Below are 18,082 nucleotides of genomic sequence, written 5' to 3'. Positions count from 1 at the left end.
AATCTTATATCAATAATAATCGCATCGACTGCGGTGAAGAATTCGCTGGTGCTGGAGGAGTGGGCTTCCATGATCGAAAATTTTTGGAAGGATAAGTACCCAGCCGGGGTTGCGGCGCAAATCAACCCCGACGAGTACCCGAATATCCAGGCAGTATTGAAACAGTCCTGCCAACGCTTTGCTGACAAACCAGCCTTTAGCAACCTGGGCAAAACCATTACCTACGGCCAGTTGTATGAGTTGTCGGGGGCCTTTGCCGCCTACCTGCAAAATCATACCGACCTGCAGCCCGGCGATCGCATCGCCGTGCAACTGCCCAACCTGCTGCAGTACCCGGTGGCGGTCTTTGGCGCCTTGCGTGCAGGCCTGATCGTGGTGAACACCAACCCGCTGTATACCGCACGGGAAATGGAGCACCAGTTCAATGATGCCGGCGCCAAAGCGCTGGTGTGCCTGGCCAACATGGCGCACCTGGCGGAAAAGGTAGTGCCCAAGACCCAGATCAAGCACGTTATTGTCACCGAAGTGGCCGATATGCTGCCACCGGTAAAACGCCTGTTGATTAACAGCGTGATCAAGTACGTGAAGAAAATGGTCCCGGCCTATCACTTGCCCAAGGCCCTGAAGTTCAACGACGTGTTGAGCAAAGGTGCTGGCCAGCCGGTGAAGGATGCCAGCCCCGACAGCAATGATGTTGCCGTGTTGCAGTACACCGGCGGCACCACCGGGGTGGCCAAGGGCGCCATGCTCACCCACCGTAACCTGGTGGCCAATATGCTGCAGTGCCGGGCGCTGATGGGCTCCAACCTCAATGAAGGTTGCGAAATTCTGATCACCCCGTTGCCGCTGTATCACATCTATGCCTTCACCTTTCATTGCATGGCAATGATGCTGATCGGCAACCATAACATCCTGATCAGCAACCCGCGCGACTTGTCGGCGATGGTCAAGGAGTTGTCGAAGTGGAAGTTCAGCGGCTTTGTCGGCTTGAATACCTTGTTCGTTGCCCTGTGCAACAACGAAGCGTTCCGCAAGCTGGATTTCTCGGCGCTGAAAATCACCTTGTCCGGTGGCATGGCCTTGCAGTTGAGTGTCGCCGAGCGCTGGAAAGCGGTAACCGGTTGCGCGATCTGCGAAGGTTACGGGATGACCGAAACCAGCCCGGTAGCGACCGTCAACCCGGCCACGCATAATCAGATCGGGACCATTGGCATTCCGGTGCCTTCGACCCTGTGCAAGATCGTTGATGACGCGGGTATCGAGCTGGCGCTGGGCGAGGTCGGTGAGTTGTGCGTCAAAGGCCCACAGGTAATGAAGGGCTACTGGCAGCGTCAGGATGCTACCAGCGAAATCCTCGACAGCGAAGGCTGGTTGAAGACCGGTGACATCGCTTTCATCCAGCCTGATGGCTACATGCGCATTGTCGACCGCAAGAAGGACATGATTCTGGTGTCCGGCTTCAACGTCTATCCCAACGAGCTTGAAGACGTACTGGCAGCGCTGCCAGGTGTACTGCAGTGTGCGGCCATTGGCGTGCCTGACGAGAAGTCCGGTGAAGTGATCAAGCTGTTTATCGTCGCCCGACCGGGTGTGACGTTGACCAAAGAGCAGGTGATGGAGCACATGCGTGCCAATGTCACCGGCTACAAGGTGCCGCGTTACATTGAGTTCCGTGATGCGTTGCCGACCACCAACGTTGGCAAGATCCTGCGTCGCGAACTGCGTGATGAAGAGCTGAAAAAGTTGGGTCTGAAAAAGATCGCCTGATAGTTGTCGGGGCGGATTCACCGGGACGTCGGACCGGTGAATCTGCCCCAGCGACTTCAGCGCAGCTTTTCAAGCATCTGGTAGTACCACATCCCCGCCGCCAATATCGGATTGCCCAGCACATCGCCCATGGGCACCTTGATGTGTTTGCAGCCGGCAAAGGTATCGAATTTCTCCAGCGTTCCGGTCAGGGCTTCGGCCATGATTTCGCCCATGATGTGGCTGGTGGCAATGCCGTGCCCGGAGTAGCCCTGGCAGTACCAGACATTGTCAGAAAGCTTGCCCAGCTGCGGAATTCGATTGACCACAATACCCATGGCACAACTCCACTGGAACTCGATCGGCACGCCCTTGAGTGCCGGGAACGTGCGCTCGATGCACGGGCGTAGTTCGCCTGCGATATCCCGCGAATCACGGCCTGAATAGTTGGCGCCACCGCCAAACAACAAGCGCCCATCCGCCGTCAGGCGGTAATAGTCGAGGACAAAGCGGCAGTCATACACCGCCAGGTCCTGAGGGTTGATCTGCGCGGCCAGATCGCCCAGTGGCGCGGTGGTGACGATGCCACCCATGGCCGGGAAGATTTTGCCTTTGAGCTGAGGCTTTTCCAGTTTGTGATAGACGTCACCGGCCAACAGAATCTGCTTGGCTTCAACCCGACCCTGAGCGGTGACAATTGCCGGCTGATCGCCATGGATAATCTCCAGCACCTCGGAGTTTTCGAAGATCAACGCCCCCAGGCTGTGCGCCGCGCGCGCTTCGCCTAGGCACAGGTTGAGCGGGTGCAGGTGCAGGTTGCGCAGGTTCTTCAAGGCGCCCAGGTACAGTGGGCTCTGCAGGTGTTCGGCCATGGCCTTTTGGTCGAGCAGTTGCACCTGATCGCCCATGCCCCGGCGCTGCGCCTCAGCTTCGAAGGCTTGCAGTTCACCCATGTGTGAGGCTTTCATCGCCGCATGCAGGTGACCGCGCTTGAGGTCGCAGGCAATGCCGTAGCGTTCGACCCGTTGTTCGATTATCTGATGCCCGCGCCAGCGCAAATGCCAGATGAAGTCATCGACGTCTTCGCCAAGCTTTTCGCGCATCTGTTTACGCATGGCTTCGTCACCCGACAGGCTGCCGGTGACCTGGCCGCCATTGCGCCCGCTGGCGCCCCAACCAATCCGGTTGGTCTCGACAATAGCGACCTTCAGGCCGCGTTCAGCCAGCTCGACGGCGCTGGCGACACCGGTAAAACCACCGCCGATGATTGCGACGTCGACCTTGACCGTGCCTTTGAGCGTCGGGTACTGGGTGGTGTCGTTAAGGCTGGCGGTGTAGTAGGAGGCACTGCGTAGGGCAGTGCTGGCGTTCACGGCTGCGTTCATAAAAAGTCCTTGGCGCAAAAATAAAAGGGATCAGGCCTGGGTCAGGTACCAGCGCCAGTCCTGTTCGCCGACTTCGGCCATGAACTGTCGGTACTCGGCACGTTTGACCGCCAGGTAGACACCAAGGAAGGCTTCACCGAAGGCTTCACGCGCCCACTCTGAGCTTTCCAGGGCCTTGAGCGAGGTGAGCCAGTCGGTGGGCAGCAGTTCCTTGGCCTGGGCGTAGCCGTTGCCTTCGATCGGCGCACCTGGGTCGAGCTGCTGGCGGATGCCGTGGTGGATACCGGCGAGGATCGCCGCTGCCGCCAGGTAAGGGTTGGCATCGGCGCCGCAAATACGGTGTTCGATATGTCGGCTGTTGGCCGGGCCGCCGGGAACGCGCAGGCTCACGGTGCGGTTGTCGACGCCCCAGGTCGGTGCCAGGGGCGCATAACTGTTGGCCTGAAAGCGCCGGTAGGAGTTGGCGTTGGGGCAGAAAAGCAGCAACGAATCGAGCAGGTGTTTGAGCATGCCGGCTACCGACTGGCGCAGCAGCGGCGTGCCGGCCTTGTCGTCACTGGCGTAGAGGTTGTTGCCCTGGGCATCGGCCAGGCTCACGTGCATGTGCATGCCGGTCCCGGCCAGATGGTCGAAGGGCTTGGCCATGAAACAGGCCTGCATACCGTGCTTGTGTGCTACACCTTTGACCAGGCGCTTGTAGCGCACGGCCTGGTCCATCGCCAGCAAGGCATCGCCATGCTCCAGGGTGATTTCAACCTGGCCGGGGGCGTATTCGGAAATGGCGGTGCGCGCCGGGATGCCTTGGGCCTTGCAGGCGCTATAGAGATCGGCGAGGAACGGTTCGATCTGTTCCAGCTCGCGCAAGCCATAGACCTGGGTGCCACGCGGACGTCCGCCGTCACTGTCCAGCGCCGGTTGCGGGTGCCCTTGATGGTCGCGTTGCTGATCGAGCAGGTAAAACTCCAGTTCGCAGGCCATGACCGGGTGATAGCCCTCGGCCTTGAGCGCATCGATGACCTTGACCAGCAGGTGGCGCGGGTCAGCGATGGTCGCTGGCATGCCTTCGGTCGGGTGCATGCTCACTTGCAGCGCCGCGGTCGGAATCTGCCGCCAGGGCAAACGCACCAGGCTGTTTTCCAGCGGATAGGCACGGCAGTCGATATCACCGACGTCCCAGACCAAGCCGGAGTTTTCGACATCGTCACCATTGAGGGTCAGGCCGAGAATGGTGCTGGGCAGAGGCCGACCGCTTTCATACACGGCCAGCAACTCTTCGCGGTGCAACAGCTTGCCGCGCGGCACACCGTTGGCGTCGAGGATGAACAGCTCGATCATCTCGATGTCAGGGTTGGCAGCCAGAAACGTTCGGGCCTGTTCGATGGGGGCAAAGTGCATGATGTTCTCGCTCGCGCCTGCAGGCGCACAGGACTGTCTGTGCCAAAGGGCGACAGTCATCGACAAGGAAGGTCGGCTAAAGCTTAGCCGTACGGTTCAGTGCAGAACGAGAAAGGCGTCAGGTGGGCGGGCATGGCGGCAATGCCACAAGGCCCAGAAGGCGAGAATTACGTGAACCAGCGGGTTTTCCCCAGAGCGAGCCCGCACCTTCGGGAACGAAGGGCGCAACAGCGGGCGGGGCAAGCACAGGGGCGAAGTCATGGCTGGATACTCCCATGCCAGCGAAGGTTCATTAAATCAGCCTTTGTATACCTTCAGATTGCTCACGACTAAACAATCATCTGGCGAGCAGCAGCCGTGCCGAGGCGGGGCAAATCTGCGACAATCGCAGCCCTTTATATGCCGATCATGAAAAAGCAGGCTCACCTGCACGACTAAAAAGCCCCCATGACTGACCACGCTATCGATCAACTGCTGAAAAACCTCGACCACGCCATGATTGCCGAGCGTCATCGCTTACGGCGGCAGTTGCATGAACTGCGCAAGCGCCCGGACGAGGCCAAGCTGGCCCAGTGGGTCGAGAAAGTCCAGGCGTCATGCGCCCAGGTCACCGCGCGCAAGCTCAGTGTGCCGAGCATCCGCTACGACGACAGCTTGCCGATTGCCGCCAAGCGTGATGAGATCAAAAAGGTGCTGGCCGAGCATCAGGTACTGATCATCGCCGGTGAAACCGGTTCGGGTAAAACCACCCAGTTGCCGAAGATCTGCCTGGAACTGGGGCGCGGCCAACATGGCCTGATTGCCCATACCCAGCCACGGCGTATTGCCGCGCGTAGCGTCGCCACACGCGTGGCTGAAGAAATCGGCACGCCGTTGGGGGCGCTGGTCGGTTACCAGGTGCGTTTCGAGGATCAGAGCGACGCCAACACCCTGGTCAAGCTGATGACTGACGGTATCCTCCTGGCCGAAACCCAGCATGACCGTTTTCTTGAGCGCTACGACACCATCATCGTCGACGAAGCCCACGAACGCAGCCTCAACATCGACTTCCTGCTCGGGTACCTGAAGACCCTGCTGCCACGGCGTCCGGACCTCAAGGTCATCATCACCTCGGCGACCATTGACCTGGAGCGTTTCTCCAAACACTTCAACGATGCACCGATCATCGAAGTGTCGGGTCGCACCTACCCGGTGGAAACCTGGTACCGGCCACTGACCAGCGAGCAGGACGAAGAGGGCAACCGGGTTGAGGATGACCTGACGGTGGATCAGGCGATTCTCGCCACCCTCGACGAAATTGCCGCCTTCGAGCGCAGCGAACGCAAGAGCCCTGGTGACGTGCTGGTGTTTCTCCCCGGTGAGCGCGAGATTCGCGACGCTGCCGACATGCTGCGTAAGGCGCAACTGCGTCACACCGAAATTTTGCCGCTGTATGCGCGGCTGTCACCGGCTGAGCAGCAGAAGATTTTCCAGTCCCATCCGGGGCGCCGTGTCGTGCTGGCGACCAACGTGGCGGAAACCTCATTGACAGTACCGGGGATTCGCTACGTGATCGACAGCGGCACTGCGCGGATCAGCCGCTATAGCTACCGTGCCAAAGTCCAGCGCCTGCCGATCGAGGCGGTCTCCCAAGCCAGTGCCAATCAGCGTAAAGGTCGTTGTGGCCGGGTCGAACCGGGCATTTGTGTGCGCCTGTACAGTGAAGAAGACTTCAATGCGCGGCCAGCATTTACCGACCCAGAGATTCTGCGCACCAACCTGGCGGCGGTGATCCTGCAGATGCTGCACCTGCGCCTGGGAGAGATCGATGCCTTCCCGTTTATCGAACCACCGGATGGCAAGGCGATCAGCGACGGCTTCAACCTGTTGCAGGAGCTTTCGGCGGTCAACCGCGAGAACCAGTTGACTCCGCTCGGGCGTCAGCTGGCGCGCTTGCCGGTCGACCCGCGGCTGGGGCGCATGCTGCTCGAAGGTGCCAAACAGGGCAGCCTCAATGAACTGTTGATCGTCGCCAGCGCCTTGTCGGTGCAAGATCCACGCGAGCGGCCACCAGAGCGTCAGCAAGCCGCCGATCAGGCCCATGCCCAGTGGAAAGATGCCGACTCGGACTTCGCCGCGCTGGTCAGTCTGTGGCGAGGTTTCGAGGAGCAGCGCCAGGCCCTGACCGCCAGCCCGCTGCGTAACTGGTGCCGGAAGAACTTCCTCAACTACCTGCGCCTGCGTGAGTGGCGAGATGCCCATCGGCAGTTGAGCCTGATCTGCCGTGACCTGCAGTTGAGCATCAATAAAGAACCAGCGGACTACCCGAAACTGCACAAGGCGATTCTTTCCGGGCTGCTCAGCCAGATCGGCCAGAAGAGCGAAGACGGCGACTACCTGGGCGCCCGTCAGCGGCGCTTCTGGGTGCATCCGTCTTCGGGGTTGGGCAAGAAGCGTCCGCAATGGATCATGACGGCCGAGCTGGTTGAAACCACCAAACTCTATGCGCGCATGGTGGCCAAAATCGAGCCCGACTGGATCGAGCCACTGGCCACACACCTGATCAAGAAGAACCATTTCGAGCCACATTGGGAGAAGAAGCGCGGACAGGTGGTGGCCTATGAACAGATAACCCTGTTTGGCCTGATCGTGGTCGGTCGTCGCCCGGTGCATTTCGGCCCGATCGACCCGGTGATGTCCCGTGAACTGTTCATCCGCGAGGCGCTGGTTGGCGGAGAGATCCAGTCCAAGGCCAAGTGCCTGAGCGCCAACCGGCGCTTGCTTGAACAACTCGATGAGCTTGAAGCCAAGGCTCGGCGTCGTGACATCCTTGCCGATGAAGAGACCTTGTACGGTTTCTACGAAGCGCGCTTGCCAGCAGAGATCCACCAGACGGCGACCTTCGACAGTTGGTACCGGGTCAACAGCCAGAAAGACCCGCAACTGCTGATCATGCGCGAGGAAGACGTGCTGGCCCGCGAAGCCAGTGAAGTGACCGCCGCGCAGTACCCGGACACCCTGCGCCTGGGCGATTTGAGCCTGGTCTTGAGTTACCACTTTGAGCCCAACCATCCGCGTGATGGGGTTACCGTGCGGGTGCCCGCGCCGTTGCTGCCAAGCCTGCCGGGCGAACGCCTGGGGTGGCTGGTGCCGGGCTTGCTCGAAGCCAAATGCATTGCCCTGGTGCGCAACCTGCCCAAGGCGCTGCGCAAGAACTTCGTACCGGTTCCGGACTTCGTCAAGGCCGCCTTGCAGCGTATGACCTTCGCCGAGGGCTCGCTGCCGCAGGCTTTGGGGCGTGAACTGCTGCGCATGACCGGGGCACGGGTCAGCGATGAAGCCTGGGCCGAGGCCGCCGTCCAGGTGGACAATCACCTGAAGATGAACCTGGAAGTGGTCGATGGTCAGGGTAAGTTCCTCGGTGAAGGTCGCGACCTGACCGAGCTGACCGCACGCTTCGTCGCCGCCAGCCAAGCCGCATTGGCAGTGGCGCAAACCGAAAAAACTCAGCAACCGGTGCAGGCCAAGGCCTTTGCCCAGGTTGCCGAGACGGTCCAGCAGAAGATTGCCGGGCTGTCGATGACGGTGTACCCGGCGCTGGTTGAGGAAAACGGCACGGTCAAGGAGGGGCGATTCTCGACCCAGGCCGAGGCCGAATTCCAGCATCGACGCGCCTTGCAGCGCCTGCTCCTGCAACAACTGGCCGAACCGGCTAAGTTCCTGCGTGGCAAGCTCCCCGGTTTGACCGAGCTGGGGCTGCTGTACCGCGAGCTGGGGCGGGTCGAAGCGTTGGTCGAGGACATCCTCCTGGCCAGCCTCGACAGCTGCATTCTTGAAGGAGAAAGCACCTTGCCTCGCGAGGGTGCCGGCCTGGCTTCACTGGCTGAGCGCAAACGTGGCAGCTGGACCGAGCACGCCGAGCGCCTGGCTCGCCTGACCCTGGAAATTCTCAAGCTCTGGCATGGCCTGCAAAAGCGCTTCAAGGGCAAGATCGACCTGGCCCAGGCAGTGGCACTCAACGACATCAAGCAGCAATTGAGCAACCTTGTGTATACCGGCTTCGTCCGGGAAACCCCGGGGGTATGGCTCAAGGAACTGCCGCGCTACCTCAAGGCGATTGAGCTGCGCCTGGAGAAACTGGGTTCGCAACTGCAGAAGGACCGGGTCTGGAGCGGGGAGCTAAGCAATCTGTGGGCGCAATACAAGGCGCGTGCCGACAAGCACGTCCAGGAAGGCAAGCGTGACGAACAGCTGATGCTCTACCGCTGGTGGCTGGAGGAGTACCGAGTCTCGCTGTTTGCTCAACAGCTGGGCACCAAAGTGCCGGTTTCTGACAAAAGACTCAGCAAGCAGTGGGCTCAGGTAGAAGCCTAAACCCCTGTAGTTGTGGCACACTTGGCCGATGTTCGCTGCTGTCGCGCCTAACTTGCCGACAGTAGCTAATCGAGTAAATCTCCCTGCAGGTGTCGTGCTTGCAGGGTATATGGCGCGCAAGAGTTGGTACGTCCGTGCCAGCTGACCGAATGGAACAGGCCGTTGCCCGGGGGGCAACGGCCCCTGAACAGAGGAACGACCGTGCATAACGTCGTCATCAGCGGCACCGGCCTGTACACTCCGGCCAACAGCATCTCCAACGAAGAGCTGGTGGAATCCTTCAATGCTTATGTGCAGCAGTTCAATGCTGACAACGCCGAGGCCATCGAGCGTGGTGACGTGGAGGCGCTGTCCGAATCGAGCGCCGCCTTTATCGAGAAGGCCTCGGGCATCAAGAGCCGCTTTGTCATGGACAAGGACGGTATCCTCGATCCGCAGCGCATGAAGCCACGCTTGCCTGAGCGCTCCAACGATGAACCGTCGATTCTCTGCCAGATGGCCGTGGCGGCGGCCGAACAAGCGCTGCAACGCGCCGGTCGTACCGCAGCTGATGTCGATGCAGTGATCGTTGCTTGCTCCAACCTGCAGCGCCCGTACCCGGCGATTGCCATCGAAGTGCAACAGGCCCTGGGTATCAACGGCTTTGGCTTCGACATGAACGTCGCCTGTTCCTCGGCCACCTTTGGTATCCAGACAGCCTGCAACAGCGTGCAACTGGGGCAGGCCCGCGCCGTCCTGGTGATCAGCCCGGAGATCTGTACCGGTCATCTGAACTTCCGTGACCGTGACAGCCATTTCATTTTTGGCGATGCCGCCACTGCCGTGCTGGTGGAGCGTGCCGACCTGGCCACTTCGGCGCATCAGTTCGATGTCGTCAGCACCAAGCTGCTGACCCAGTTCTCCAACAACATCCGCAACAACTTCGGCTTCCTCAACCGCGCTGCCGAAGAGGGTATTGGTGCACCGGACAAGCTCTTCGTTCAGGAAGGTCGCAAGGTGTTCCGTGAGGTTTGCCCGATGGTTGCTGAGCTGATTGCCCAGCATCTGGCCGAAAACAGCATCGAAGTCAGTGATGTCAAACGCTTCTGGCTGCACCAGGCCAACCTGAGCATGAACCACCTGATCGTCAAGAAACTGCTCGGTCGTGATGCCCTGGAAGAAGAAGCCCCAGTGATTCTCGACAGCTACGCCAACACCAGTTCGGCGGGTTCGGTGATTGCCCTGCACAAGCACCAGGATGACCTGGCCAAAGGCTCGTTGGGCGTGCTCAGCTCCTTCGGTGCCGGTTATTCGATCGGTAGCGTGATCCTGCGCAAGCGCTGAGTGCGGCTGTAACAACCGCTCACCTCGACGTCCATCGAGCAGGTTAAGGATGAGGTAGTGATGTCGGTCGATTTCGAAGCACGTTTGCTTGAACGTCTGTTGCACGGTGATCAGCAGGCGTTCCAGGAACTGGTGACCACGTACCAGGGCGCTATGCGCGCTGTGGCCTATGCCGTCCTTGGCAGTCGCCAGGCCGATGAAGCCGTACAGGATGCCTGGCTGGCCGTGGTGCGCGGCTTGCCGGGCTTTCAGCGGCGCTCAAGTCTCAAGACCTGGCTGCTGACCATTACCGCTAATGCCGCCAAGAATCGCTACAAGCAGAACCGCCGCGAGGTGCTGCTGGATGATCTGCCAGGCCCGCATGGCAGTGTCGGTGATGAGCGTTTCGCTGGCGACGGCCATTGGTTGCTGGCGCCTTCGTCCTGGCACGAAGACTCTCCTGAAGCACTGCTCAGCCAGGATGAGTTGCGCGAATGCCTGGAGCACACCTTGCTCAGCCTGTCGCAGTTGCAGAGCAGCGTGCTGATCTTGCGTGAGCGCCAGGGGCTGGAGTTGGAAGAGATCTGTAATCTTCTTGATATCTCGCTCTCCAATGTCCGCGTGCTGTTGCACCGAGCAAGGCTGAAGGTCTTTGCCACCCTGGAACACTTCGAGGAAACCGGCCAATGCTGAGCTGCAAGGAACTGGTCGCCCGCTCCAGCGACTACCTGGACGGTCAATTGACGCTGGGTGAAAAGTTGCTGGCCCGCCAGCACCTGTTGTTCTGTAAAAACTGTCGACGCTTCATCAGGCAGATGCGCCTGACCCAAGTGACGATCAAGGCGTTGCCTGAAGCGCCGGTAGACGATGTTGACGAAATCGTCCAGCGCATGACGGCCGCCCGACGACCTCACGACACGCCCTGAAAAACAGCTTGGAAGGCCCTGCAACGGGGCTTTCCTGCTTATTCGCATTCGAAGTAAAAAGTTCCCCTGTCATAAAACATTTATCTAAAAGCCACTGATCTGACATAACCCCCCGCCAAGATTCCTCCCCAGCACAAGCGGCCTGAGTCGCGTGTTTTTCCAACATTATCAAGACCATAAAGTAGGGGAGCTTCTTCGATGATCCGTAAGCACTTCGCAGGTTTCGCAGCCAGCGCCTTGGCCATGGCCGTAACCGCCCAGGCTTTCGCGGGTACCGTGACTACCGACGGCGCCGATATCGTAGTCAAGACCAAAGGTGGCCTCGAGGTCGCTACCACTGACAAGGAGTTCAGCTTCAAGCTGGGCGGACGCATCCAGGCTGACTACAGCAGTTTTGACGGTTTCTACACCAACAATGGTGATAGCGCGGATGCCGGTTACTTCCGCCGTGCCTACCTGGAACTGGGAGGGGTGATGTACAAGGATTGGGCGTACGCAATCGCCTATGACTTCTCGCACAACTCCGGCGGTGACAACCGTTCCGAAGATGGTTACTTCGATGAAGCTTCGTTGGCCTACAACGGTTTCAATCCGGTTTCGATCAAGGTCGGCCGTTTCGACCCTGAGTTCGGTCTGGAAAAAGCCACCAGCTCCAAGTGGGTAACCGCTCAAGAGCGTACCGCTGCCTACGACCTGGTTGATTGGACCAACTCGCACAACGGTGGCATGGGCCTGCAGGCATCGGGTAACGCCGGTGACTCGCTGTACGGTTCGGTCGGTGTATTCGCCAAAGACGCAACCAACCAGGATGAAGATGGCGATAGCACCAAGCAGTTCAACCTGCGCGGTGTCTTCGCGCCGATGCACGAAGCGGGCAACGTTCTGCACTTTGGTCTCAACTACGCTCAGCGTGACCTCTCCGACACCGCCTTCGACGGCCGTATCCGCAGCCGCCTGGGTATGCGTGGGGTGAGCACCGACGGTGGTCAGGATGCCGGCAGTAACGGCAACCGCCTGGTCCTGGGTGGCGCCAACAACACCCCGGCCGGTGCCTTCGACACTGATAAGGCCTGGAACGTGGAAGCTGCCTGGGCCATGGGCCCGTTCTCGGTACAGGGTGAATACATCAAGCGTGACACCCAGGCCGATGACGCGGCCTATACCGACATCAAGTCTGAAGGCTACTACGGCCAACTGGCCTACACCCTCACGGGTGAGGCGCGTGGCTACAAGCTGGGCAAGTTCGATGCGATCAAACCGCAGAACAAGCAGATTGGTGCTTGGGAAGTGTTCTACCGCTACGATCATCTGAGCACCGACGACGACAACGGCGTGTTTGCTGATGTTGATGACGTCGAAGCCAAGGTGCACAACGTTGGTGTCAACTGGTACGCCAATGAATCGATCAAGCTCAGCGGTGTGTACGTTAAAACCAAGGTCGACAATGCCGAGAACGCTGCCGGCGACGACAGCGGTGACGGCTTTGTCATGCGCGCGCAGTACGTGTTCTAAGCAGTACCGCTCCTCATCCGTTAGATCTTCAGCCTCGCTTTGCGGGGCTTTTTTTTGCCTGCGCGAAGGGGCAGACTGCGCGCATGCCAATCCTAATTCTGCAACAGCTTGCCGACCTCGATGCCACCACCTGGGATGCCCTAGTGGCGGCAGAACAACCGTTCTTGCGTCACGCCTTTCTGAGCAGCCTGGAAGACAGCGGCAGCGTCAGCCGGCACACCGGCTGGACACCTGCGCATCGGCTGTTGACCGACAGCAGTGGCCACCTGCGTGCAGCGCTGCCTGCCTATGTGAAGACTCATTCATTTGGCGAGTATGTGTTCGACCACGGCTGGGCTGACGCCTGCGAGCGGGCAGGTATTGCCTACTATCCCAAGCTCCTTTGCGCGGTGCCGTTCTCACCGGTGACCGGTCCGCGTTTACTTGGCAATCCGCAGGACGCAGCCGAGCTGGTTGATCAGCTTAGCGCCGAGTTGTTAGAGCAAGGACTGTCGGGTGCGCATATCAACTTCACCGACGAGGCTAGCGATGCGATTATGCGCGGCCGCGAAGGCTGGATGGAGCGCTTGGGTTGCCAGTTTCATTGGCGCAATCAGGGCTATCGGGATTTCCAGGACTTTCTCGACAACCTCAGTTCACGCAAGCGTAAGCAAATGCGCAAGGAGCGTGAGCAGGTGGTGGGGCAGGGCATCGAGTTTCGTTGGTATCGCGGTGATGAGTTGAGCGAGGCGCAGTGGGATTTCGTGTTCGCCTGCTATGCCAACACCTATGTAATACGCCGTCGTGCACCTTATCTGACCCGGTCATTTTTCAGTTTGCTGGCTGAGCGTATGCCGAGCGCCATTCGTGTGGTCATGGCCCGGCAGGCGGGTCGCGATGTAGCGATGGCGTTCAGTCTGGTCGGCGGTGACAGTTTGTATGGCCGTTACTGGGGGTGCCTGGATGAATTTGACAGGTTGCATTTCGAGACCTGTTTCTACCAGGGGATGGACTTTGCCATTGCTGAGGGTTTGCAGCGTTTTGATGCCGGGGCACAGGGCGAGCACAAGTTGATTCGTGGCTTTGAGCCGGTGATCACTCGCTCCTGGCATTACCTGTTGCACCCGGGTTTACGTAGGGCGGTGGCAGAGTTTCTTGAGCAGGAGCGGGCAGGGGTGTTGGCGTATGCCGAAGAGGCGCATACGGCATTGCCTTATCGGCAAGCTTGAGCGCGCTATCGCCGACCTTGCCGGCGATCAGCTCACCCCGTACTCAGTCAATCCCGACAAACCCGCCAGTCTGGTGATGCCAAAGCCGTGCATACAACCCCTGATGCGCCAACAGTTCAGCATGGCTGCCCATCTCGGCAATCCGGCCTTTCTCCAGCACCACCAAACGATCCATACGGGCAATGGTCGAGAGCCGGTGGGCGATAGCGATCACCGTCTTGCCCTGCATCAGTGTCTCGAGGCTTTCCTGGATCGCCGCTTCGACCTCTGAGTCCAGCGCCGAGGTGGCCTCGTCCATGATCAGGATCGGCGCGTTCTTGAGCAGCACCCGGGCGATGGCAATGCGCTGGCGCTGGCCACCCGAAAGCTTGACTCCGCGCTCACCGACATGGGCATCAAATCCAGTGCGCCCCTGTGCATCGGACAACTGAGGGATGAACTCGTCGGCACGGGCCCGGCGTACCGCCTCGCAAAGTTCCTCTTCGTTGGCATCCGGCCGTCCATACAACAGATTCTCGCGAATCGAACGGTGCAGCAGCGAGGTGTCCTGGGTGATCATGCCGATCTGCGCGCGCAGGCTGGCTTGAGTGACTTGGGCAATGTCCTGGGCATCGATCAGGATGCGCCCACTTTCCAGGTCGTACAGGCGCAGCAGCAGGTTGACCAGGGTCGATTTGCCGGCACCTGACGGGCCAATCAGGCCGATTTTCTCTCCGGGGCGGATGTCCAGGTCCAGGTCATCGATGATCCGGCTGCTTTTACCATAGTGAAAGCCAACGTTCTCGAACTTCACCGCACCGCGTTCGACGTTGAGCTGCGGGGCGTGAGGGCGGTCAGTGACGCTAACCGGCTGGGCAATGGTTTGCAGGCCATCCTGAACCATGCCGATGTTTTCGAAGATGCCGTTGACCACCCACATGATCCAGCCGGACATGTTGACGATACGAATGACCAGCCCGGTGGCCAGGGCAATGGCACCTACGCTGATCAGTGACTGGGTCCACAGCCACAGCGCCAGGCCGGTGGTGGTGACGATCAGCAAGCCGTTGAGGCTGGTGATGACCACGTCCATGCTGGTGATTACACGGGAGGCGAGCTGGGTCTTTTCGGTCTGTTCGCTGATGGCTTCGCGCGCGTATTGCTGCTCGAAGTCGGTGTGGGCAAAGAGTTTCAGGGTGGCAATGTTGGTGTAGCCATCGACGATGCGCCCCATGAGCTTGGAGCGCGCATCCGAAGAAATCACTGCACGGGCTTTGACCCGCGGCACGAAGTAGTAGAGCGCGCCGATGTAACAGAGGATCCAGCTGATCAGTGGCAGCATCAGGCGCCAGTCGGCCTCGGCAAACAGCACCAGCGAACTGATCGCATAGATCAGCACATGCCACAGTGCGTCCACCGCCTGCACGGCTGAGTCACGCAGCGAGTTGCCGGTCTGCATAATGCGTTGGGCAATGCGCCCGGCGAAATCGCTCTGGAAAAAATTCAGGCTCTGCTTGAGCACATAAGTGTGGTTTTGCCAGCGGATCATGCTGGTCATGCCGGGGCTGATGGTCTGGTGTACCAGCAGGTCGTGCAAGCCAACGAACACCGGGCGCAGGAACAGCGCCACTACCAGCATCCAGATCAGTTCGCCAGCATGTTCGCTGAAGAAATGAATGTTGGGCGTGCCCTGGGCCAGATCGATGATCCGGCTCAGGTAACTGAATAGTGCCACTTCGATCAGCGCGCCGATCAGGCCGACCACCAGCAGCGCGGCAAAGCTGGGCCAAACCTGGCGCAGGTAGTACAGGTAGAACGGCAGCACCGTCGTCGGAGGCGACGCACTGGGTGCTTCACGAAAGATATCGATCAGCTTTTCGAAACGGCGATACAACATGAAAAGGGCAACTCCTGTTTGCTGCGACCCTAAGGCCTTGGTTCACGTCCCTGTGAAACCTTGGGTCAGTCGACGCGTTTGGCCGACTTGATGAGCACTGGGTCAACCGGCACATCGCGCATGCCTTTCTTGACCGTAGTAGGCGAATTGACGATCTGATCGACCACGTCCATGCCTTTGACCACTTTGGCAAATACTGCGTAACCGGCGTCACGACCCGGATCGAGGAAGGCGTTGTCCGCAACGTTGATGAAGAACTGGCTGGTGGCCGAGTTGGGGTTGGACGTACGCGCCATCGACAGTGTGCCGCGGACGTTTTTCAGGCCGTTGCTGGCTTCGTTGCGGATCGGATCCTTGGTTGGCTTTTGCACCATCTGCTTGGTGAAACCGCCACCCTGGGCCATGAAGCCTGGGATCACGCGGTGGAAAATGGTGTTGTTGTAGAAGCCGCTATCCACATACTCGAGGAAGTTCTTGCTGCTAATCGGCGCCTTGACCGGGTCCAGTTCCACTTCGATCTGGCCGAAGCTGGTGTCGAACAATACGTGTGGTGCTTTTTCGGCAGCCATCAGGCTGGTGGCGAAAACGACCGAGCAGGTGGCGAGCAGGAGTTTTTTCAGCATGGGCTCAATGTTCCTTGAGAGGTAGTGGACGCCGCCAGAAAGTGCAGCAGCGTCTGATTGAAAATTTGAGGTTGATCCAGGGGCGTAGCGTGCCGGGAATCTTCGATGACCGCCAGTCGCGCCTGAGGAATCAGGCGCACGTAGCGCTCCTTGAGGTCTACCGGGGTGTAATCATGGTCGGCGCTGATGACCAGCGTAGGACAGCGGATCTGCCCCAGGCGTTCGCTGACGCCCCAACCGGCAATGGCATCGAAGCTGGCCAGGTAAGCGCGTTTGTCGTTTTTCGCCCAGCGCTCAGCCATCTTGCGGCGCAGGTCGGCTTGCTCGGGCTTAGGAAACAAGCGGGCGGCCAGGCCTTTGCCGATAGCTTCAAGACTTAACAGGCGCGCCATGGTCCAGCGCTGAGCCCAAAAGATCCACTCCTGGCGGGTTCGACGTTTGACCTGCGGGGCACTGTTGACGATGCACAGGCTGCGTAACCATTCGGGATGATCAACGGCGAACTGAAAGCCGACCATGCCCCCCATGGATAGGCCAACCAGATGCACCGGGCCGCTTTGCAGTTGTTCGAGCAGGGCTAGCAGGTCGGCGCTGAAACCTTGAATGCTATAGCGCTCGCGGGGTTTGTCAGAGCGGCCATGACCGCGGATGTCCATGAGGATCACCCGGTAGTGGCGGGCAAGTGTCGGCACCTGCATTTCCCAGTCCTGGCAGCTCGAACCCAATCCATGCAACAGCACCAGGGGCTCACCCTGGCCATATTCCTCGTAATGCAACGAGCAACCTTCGTGTTCGAAATAGGCCATGGGGTGATTCCTGTCAGGCTTGGGCGGGAGCGGCGAAGGGCACGTCCAGCGGTGCGGTATCGAAGTTGCGCAACAAATCGATAAGAATCTGCGTGGCCGGGCCCAAGGGTTTGTCCTTGTTGGAGTAAAGGTAGAACAGTGGATGGCGACTGCCACCCTGATCCAGCGGCAGAGGCTTGAGCACGCCTTCGCGCAGTTCGCGTTCAATCAGGTGGCGCGGCAGCCAGGCAAAACCCAGGCCGCTGCTGACGAAGGTGGCGGCGGTGGCCAGGCTACCGACTGTCCAGCGCTGCTCGGCGCCGAGCCAGCCTACATCGAGGGGTTGCGCGCGGCCCGAGTCACGAATGACCACTTGCAGTTGGCTTTCCAGGTCCTGGAAGCTCAGTTCGCGGCCCAATCGATGCAGGCTGTGCTCGGGATGGGCCACCGCGACGAACTCCACCGAGCTAAGCTCGGTACCCAGATAGCCGGAAATGTTGAAGCCGCTGATCGCCAGGTCCGCGATGCCTTCCTGAAGTACCTCTTCAACACCGGACAGCACCTCTTCGCGCAGACGTACCCGGCAGCCACGGCTCTGCGGCATGAATGCACTCAAGGCGCGCACCAGGCGGGCGTTGGGGTAGGCGGCGTCGACCACCAGGCGCACTTCAGCTTCCCAGCCTTGTTCCATGTGATGGGCCAGGTCTTCCAGCTGGCTGGCCTGCTTGACCAATTGCCGCGAGCGACGCAGCAGGACGTTACCGGCATCTGTCAGCACCGCCTTGCGCCCGTCGATGCGCAGCAGCGGTACGCCCAATTGATCCTGCATGCGCGCCACGGTATAGCTCACCGACGATTGCGAGCGGTGCAGCGCTTCGGCCGCCTGGGCAAATCCACCGTGATCGACCACTGCTTGCAGGGTCCGCCACTGATCCAGGGTAACGCGCGGCGCTTTCATCTTCGGCTCCTGT

14 protein-coding genes are annotated in these 18,082 nt (G+C 59.8%); 7 read left to right on the top strand and 7 right to left on the bottom strand.

What is annotated here, in order from left to right; all coding sequences use genetic code 11:
* Nucleotides 1–69 precede the first annotated feature (69 nt).
* Entirely contained in the window at nt 70–1,767 is a 1,698-nt protein-coding gene (fadD1, locus tag ACQRAX_RS05440; RefSeq protein ID WP_412038080.1) for a long-chain-fatty-acid--CoA ligase FadD1, read from the top strand.
* 56 nt (nt 1,768–1,823) lie between these two features.
* Here fadD1 and ACQRAX_RS05435 read toward each other — a convergent pair whose 3' ends face one another.
* The 3 genes from ACQRAX_RS05435 to ACQRAX_RS05425 all read right to left on the bottom strand — a co-directional run bounded on the left by ACQRAX_RS05435 (nt 1,824) and on the right by ACQRAX_RS05425 (nt 4,787).
* Nucleotides 1,824–3,131: an NAD(P)/FAD-dependent oxidoreductase gene (locus ACQRAX_RS05435; RefSeq protein WP_412038081.1), complete on the bottom strand. Its 1,308-nt coding sequence runs from the start codon at nt 3,129–3,131 to the stop codon at nt 1,824–1,826.
* Nucleotides 3,132–3,161: 30 nt separating this feature from the next.
* On the bottom strand, nt 3,162–4,526 hold the full coding sequence (locus ACQRAX_RS05430; protein ID WP_412038082.1) for a glutamine synthetase family protein: 1,365 nt from the start codon (nt 4,524–4,526) through the stop codon (nt 3,162–3,164).
* Nucleotides 4,527–4,622: 96 nt separating this feature from the next.
* Nucleotides 4,623–4,787, bottom strand: coding sequence for a hypothetical protein (locus ACQRAX_RS05425; protein ID WP_427867729.1), 165 nt, complete (start codon nt 4,785–4,787; stop codon nt 4,623–4,625).
* Nucleotides 4,788–4,973: 186 nt separating this feature from the next.
* On the opposite strand from ACQRAX_RS05425, the gene hrpA reads away from it, so the two are divergent.
* From hrpA to ACQRAX_RS05395, 6 genes are all read left to right on the top strand, one after another.
* Nucleotides 4,974–8,879: an ATP-dependent RNA helicase HrpA gene (gene hrpA / locus ACQRAX_RS05420; protein WP_412038083.1), complete on the top strand. Its 3,906-nt coding sequence runs from the start codon at nt 4,974–4,976 to the stop codon at nt 8,877–8,879.
* Between the two features lie 201 nt (nt 8,880–9,080).
* Nucleotides 9,081–10,202, top strand: coding sequence for a beta-ketoacyl-ACP synthase III (locus ACQRAX_RS05415; RefSeq protein ID WP_412038084.1), 1,122 nt, complete (start codon nt 9,081–9,083; stop codon nt 10,200–10,202).
* Between the two features lie 60 nt (nt 10,203–10,262).
* Nucleotides 10,263–10,874 (top strand): RNA polymerase sigma factor, encoded by a 612-nt coding sequence (locus ACQRAX_RS05410; RefSeq protein WP_412038085.1) that lies wholly within the window; start codon nt 10,263–10,265, stop codon nt 10,872–10,874.
* On the top strand, nt 10,868–11,107 hold the full coding sequence (locus ACQRAX_RS05405) for a zf-HC2 domain-containing protein (protein ID WP_412038086.1): 240 nt from the start codon (nt 10,868–10,870) through the stop codon (nt 11,105–11,107). Before ACQRAX_RS05410 ends, ACQRAX_RS05405 begins: the two co-directional genes overlap by 7 nt.
* Before the next feature lie 198 nt (nt 11,108–11,305).
* On the top strand, nt 11,306–12,619 hold the full coding sequence (locus ACQRAX_RS05400) for an OprO/OprP family phosphate-selective porin (RefSeq protein WP_412038087.1): 1,314 nt from the start codon (nt 11,306–11,308) through the stop codon (nt 12,617–12,619).
* Between the two features lie 83 nt (nt 12,620–12,702).
* A complete protein-coding gene (locus tag ACQRAX_RS05395; protein WP_412038088.1) occupies nt 12,703–13,827 on the top strand; it encodes a GNAT family N-acetyltransferase in 1,125 nt (374 codons plus the stop codon).
* Between the two features lie 43 nt (nt 13,828–13,870).
* Here the strand turns inward: ACQRAX_RS05395 and ACQRAX_RS05390 are convergent, their stop codons facing one another.
* The 4 genes from ACQRAX_RS05390 to ACQRAX_RS05375 all read right to left on the bottom strand — a co-directional run bounded on the left by ACQRAX_RS05390 (nt 13,871) and on the right by ACQRAX_RS05375 (nt 18,069).
* Nucleotides 13,871–15,703, bottom strand: coding sequence for an ABC transporter ATP-binding protein (locus tag ACQRAX_RS05390; protein ID WP_412038089.1), 1,833 nt, complete (start codon nt 15,701–15,703; stop codon nt 13,871–13,873).
* A gap of 65 nt (nt 15,704–15,768) precedes the next feature.
* On the bottom strand, nt 15,769–16,326 hold the full coding sequence (locus ACQRAX_RS05385; RefSeq protein WP_412038090.1) for a peptidylprolyl isomerase: 558 nt from the start codon (nt 16,324–16,326) through the stop codon (nt 15,769–15,771).
* Nucleotides 16,320–17,132: an alpha/beta fold hydrolase gene (locus tag ACQRAX_RS05380; protein WP_412038091.1), complete on the bottom strand. Its 813-nt coding sequence runs from the start codon at nt 17,130–17,132 to the stop codon at nt 16,320–16,322. The genes ACQRAX_RS05385 and ACQRAX_RS05380 overlap by 7 nt, the downstream gene beginning before the upstream one ends.
* A gap of 13 nt (nt 17,133–17,145) precedes the next feature.
* On the bottom strand, nt 17,146–18,069 hold the full coding sequence (locus ACQRAX_RS05375; RefSeq protein WP_412038092.1) for a LysR family transcriptional regulator: 924 nt from the start codon (nt 18,067–18,069) through the stop codon (nt 17,146–17,148).
* Nucleotides 18,070–18,082: the final 13 nt, after the last annotated feature.

Origin of the sequence: Pseudomonas sp. UM16 (assembly GCF_050312595.1) — a bacterium.
Lineage (GTDB): Bacteria > Pseudomonadota > Gammaproteobacteria > Pseudomonadales > Pseudomonadaceae > Aquipseudomonas.
Note: the sequence above shows the minus strand (reverse complement) of the source record. Positions and strands in the feature narration are given on the sequence as shown.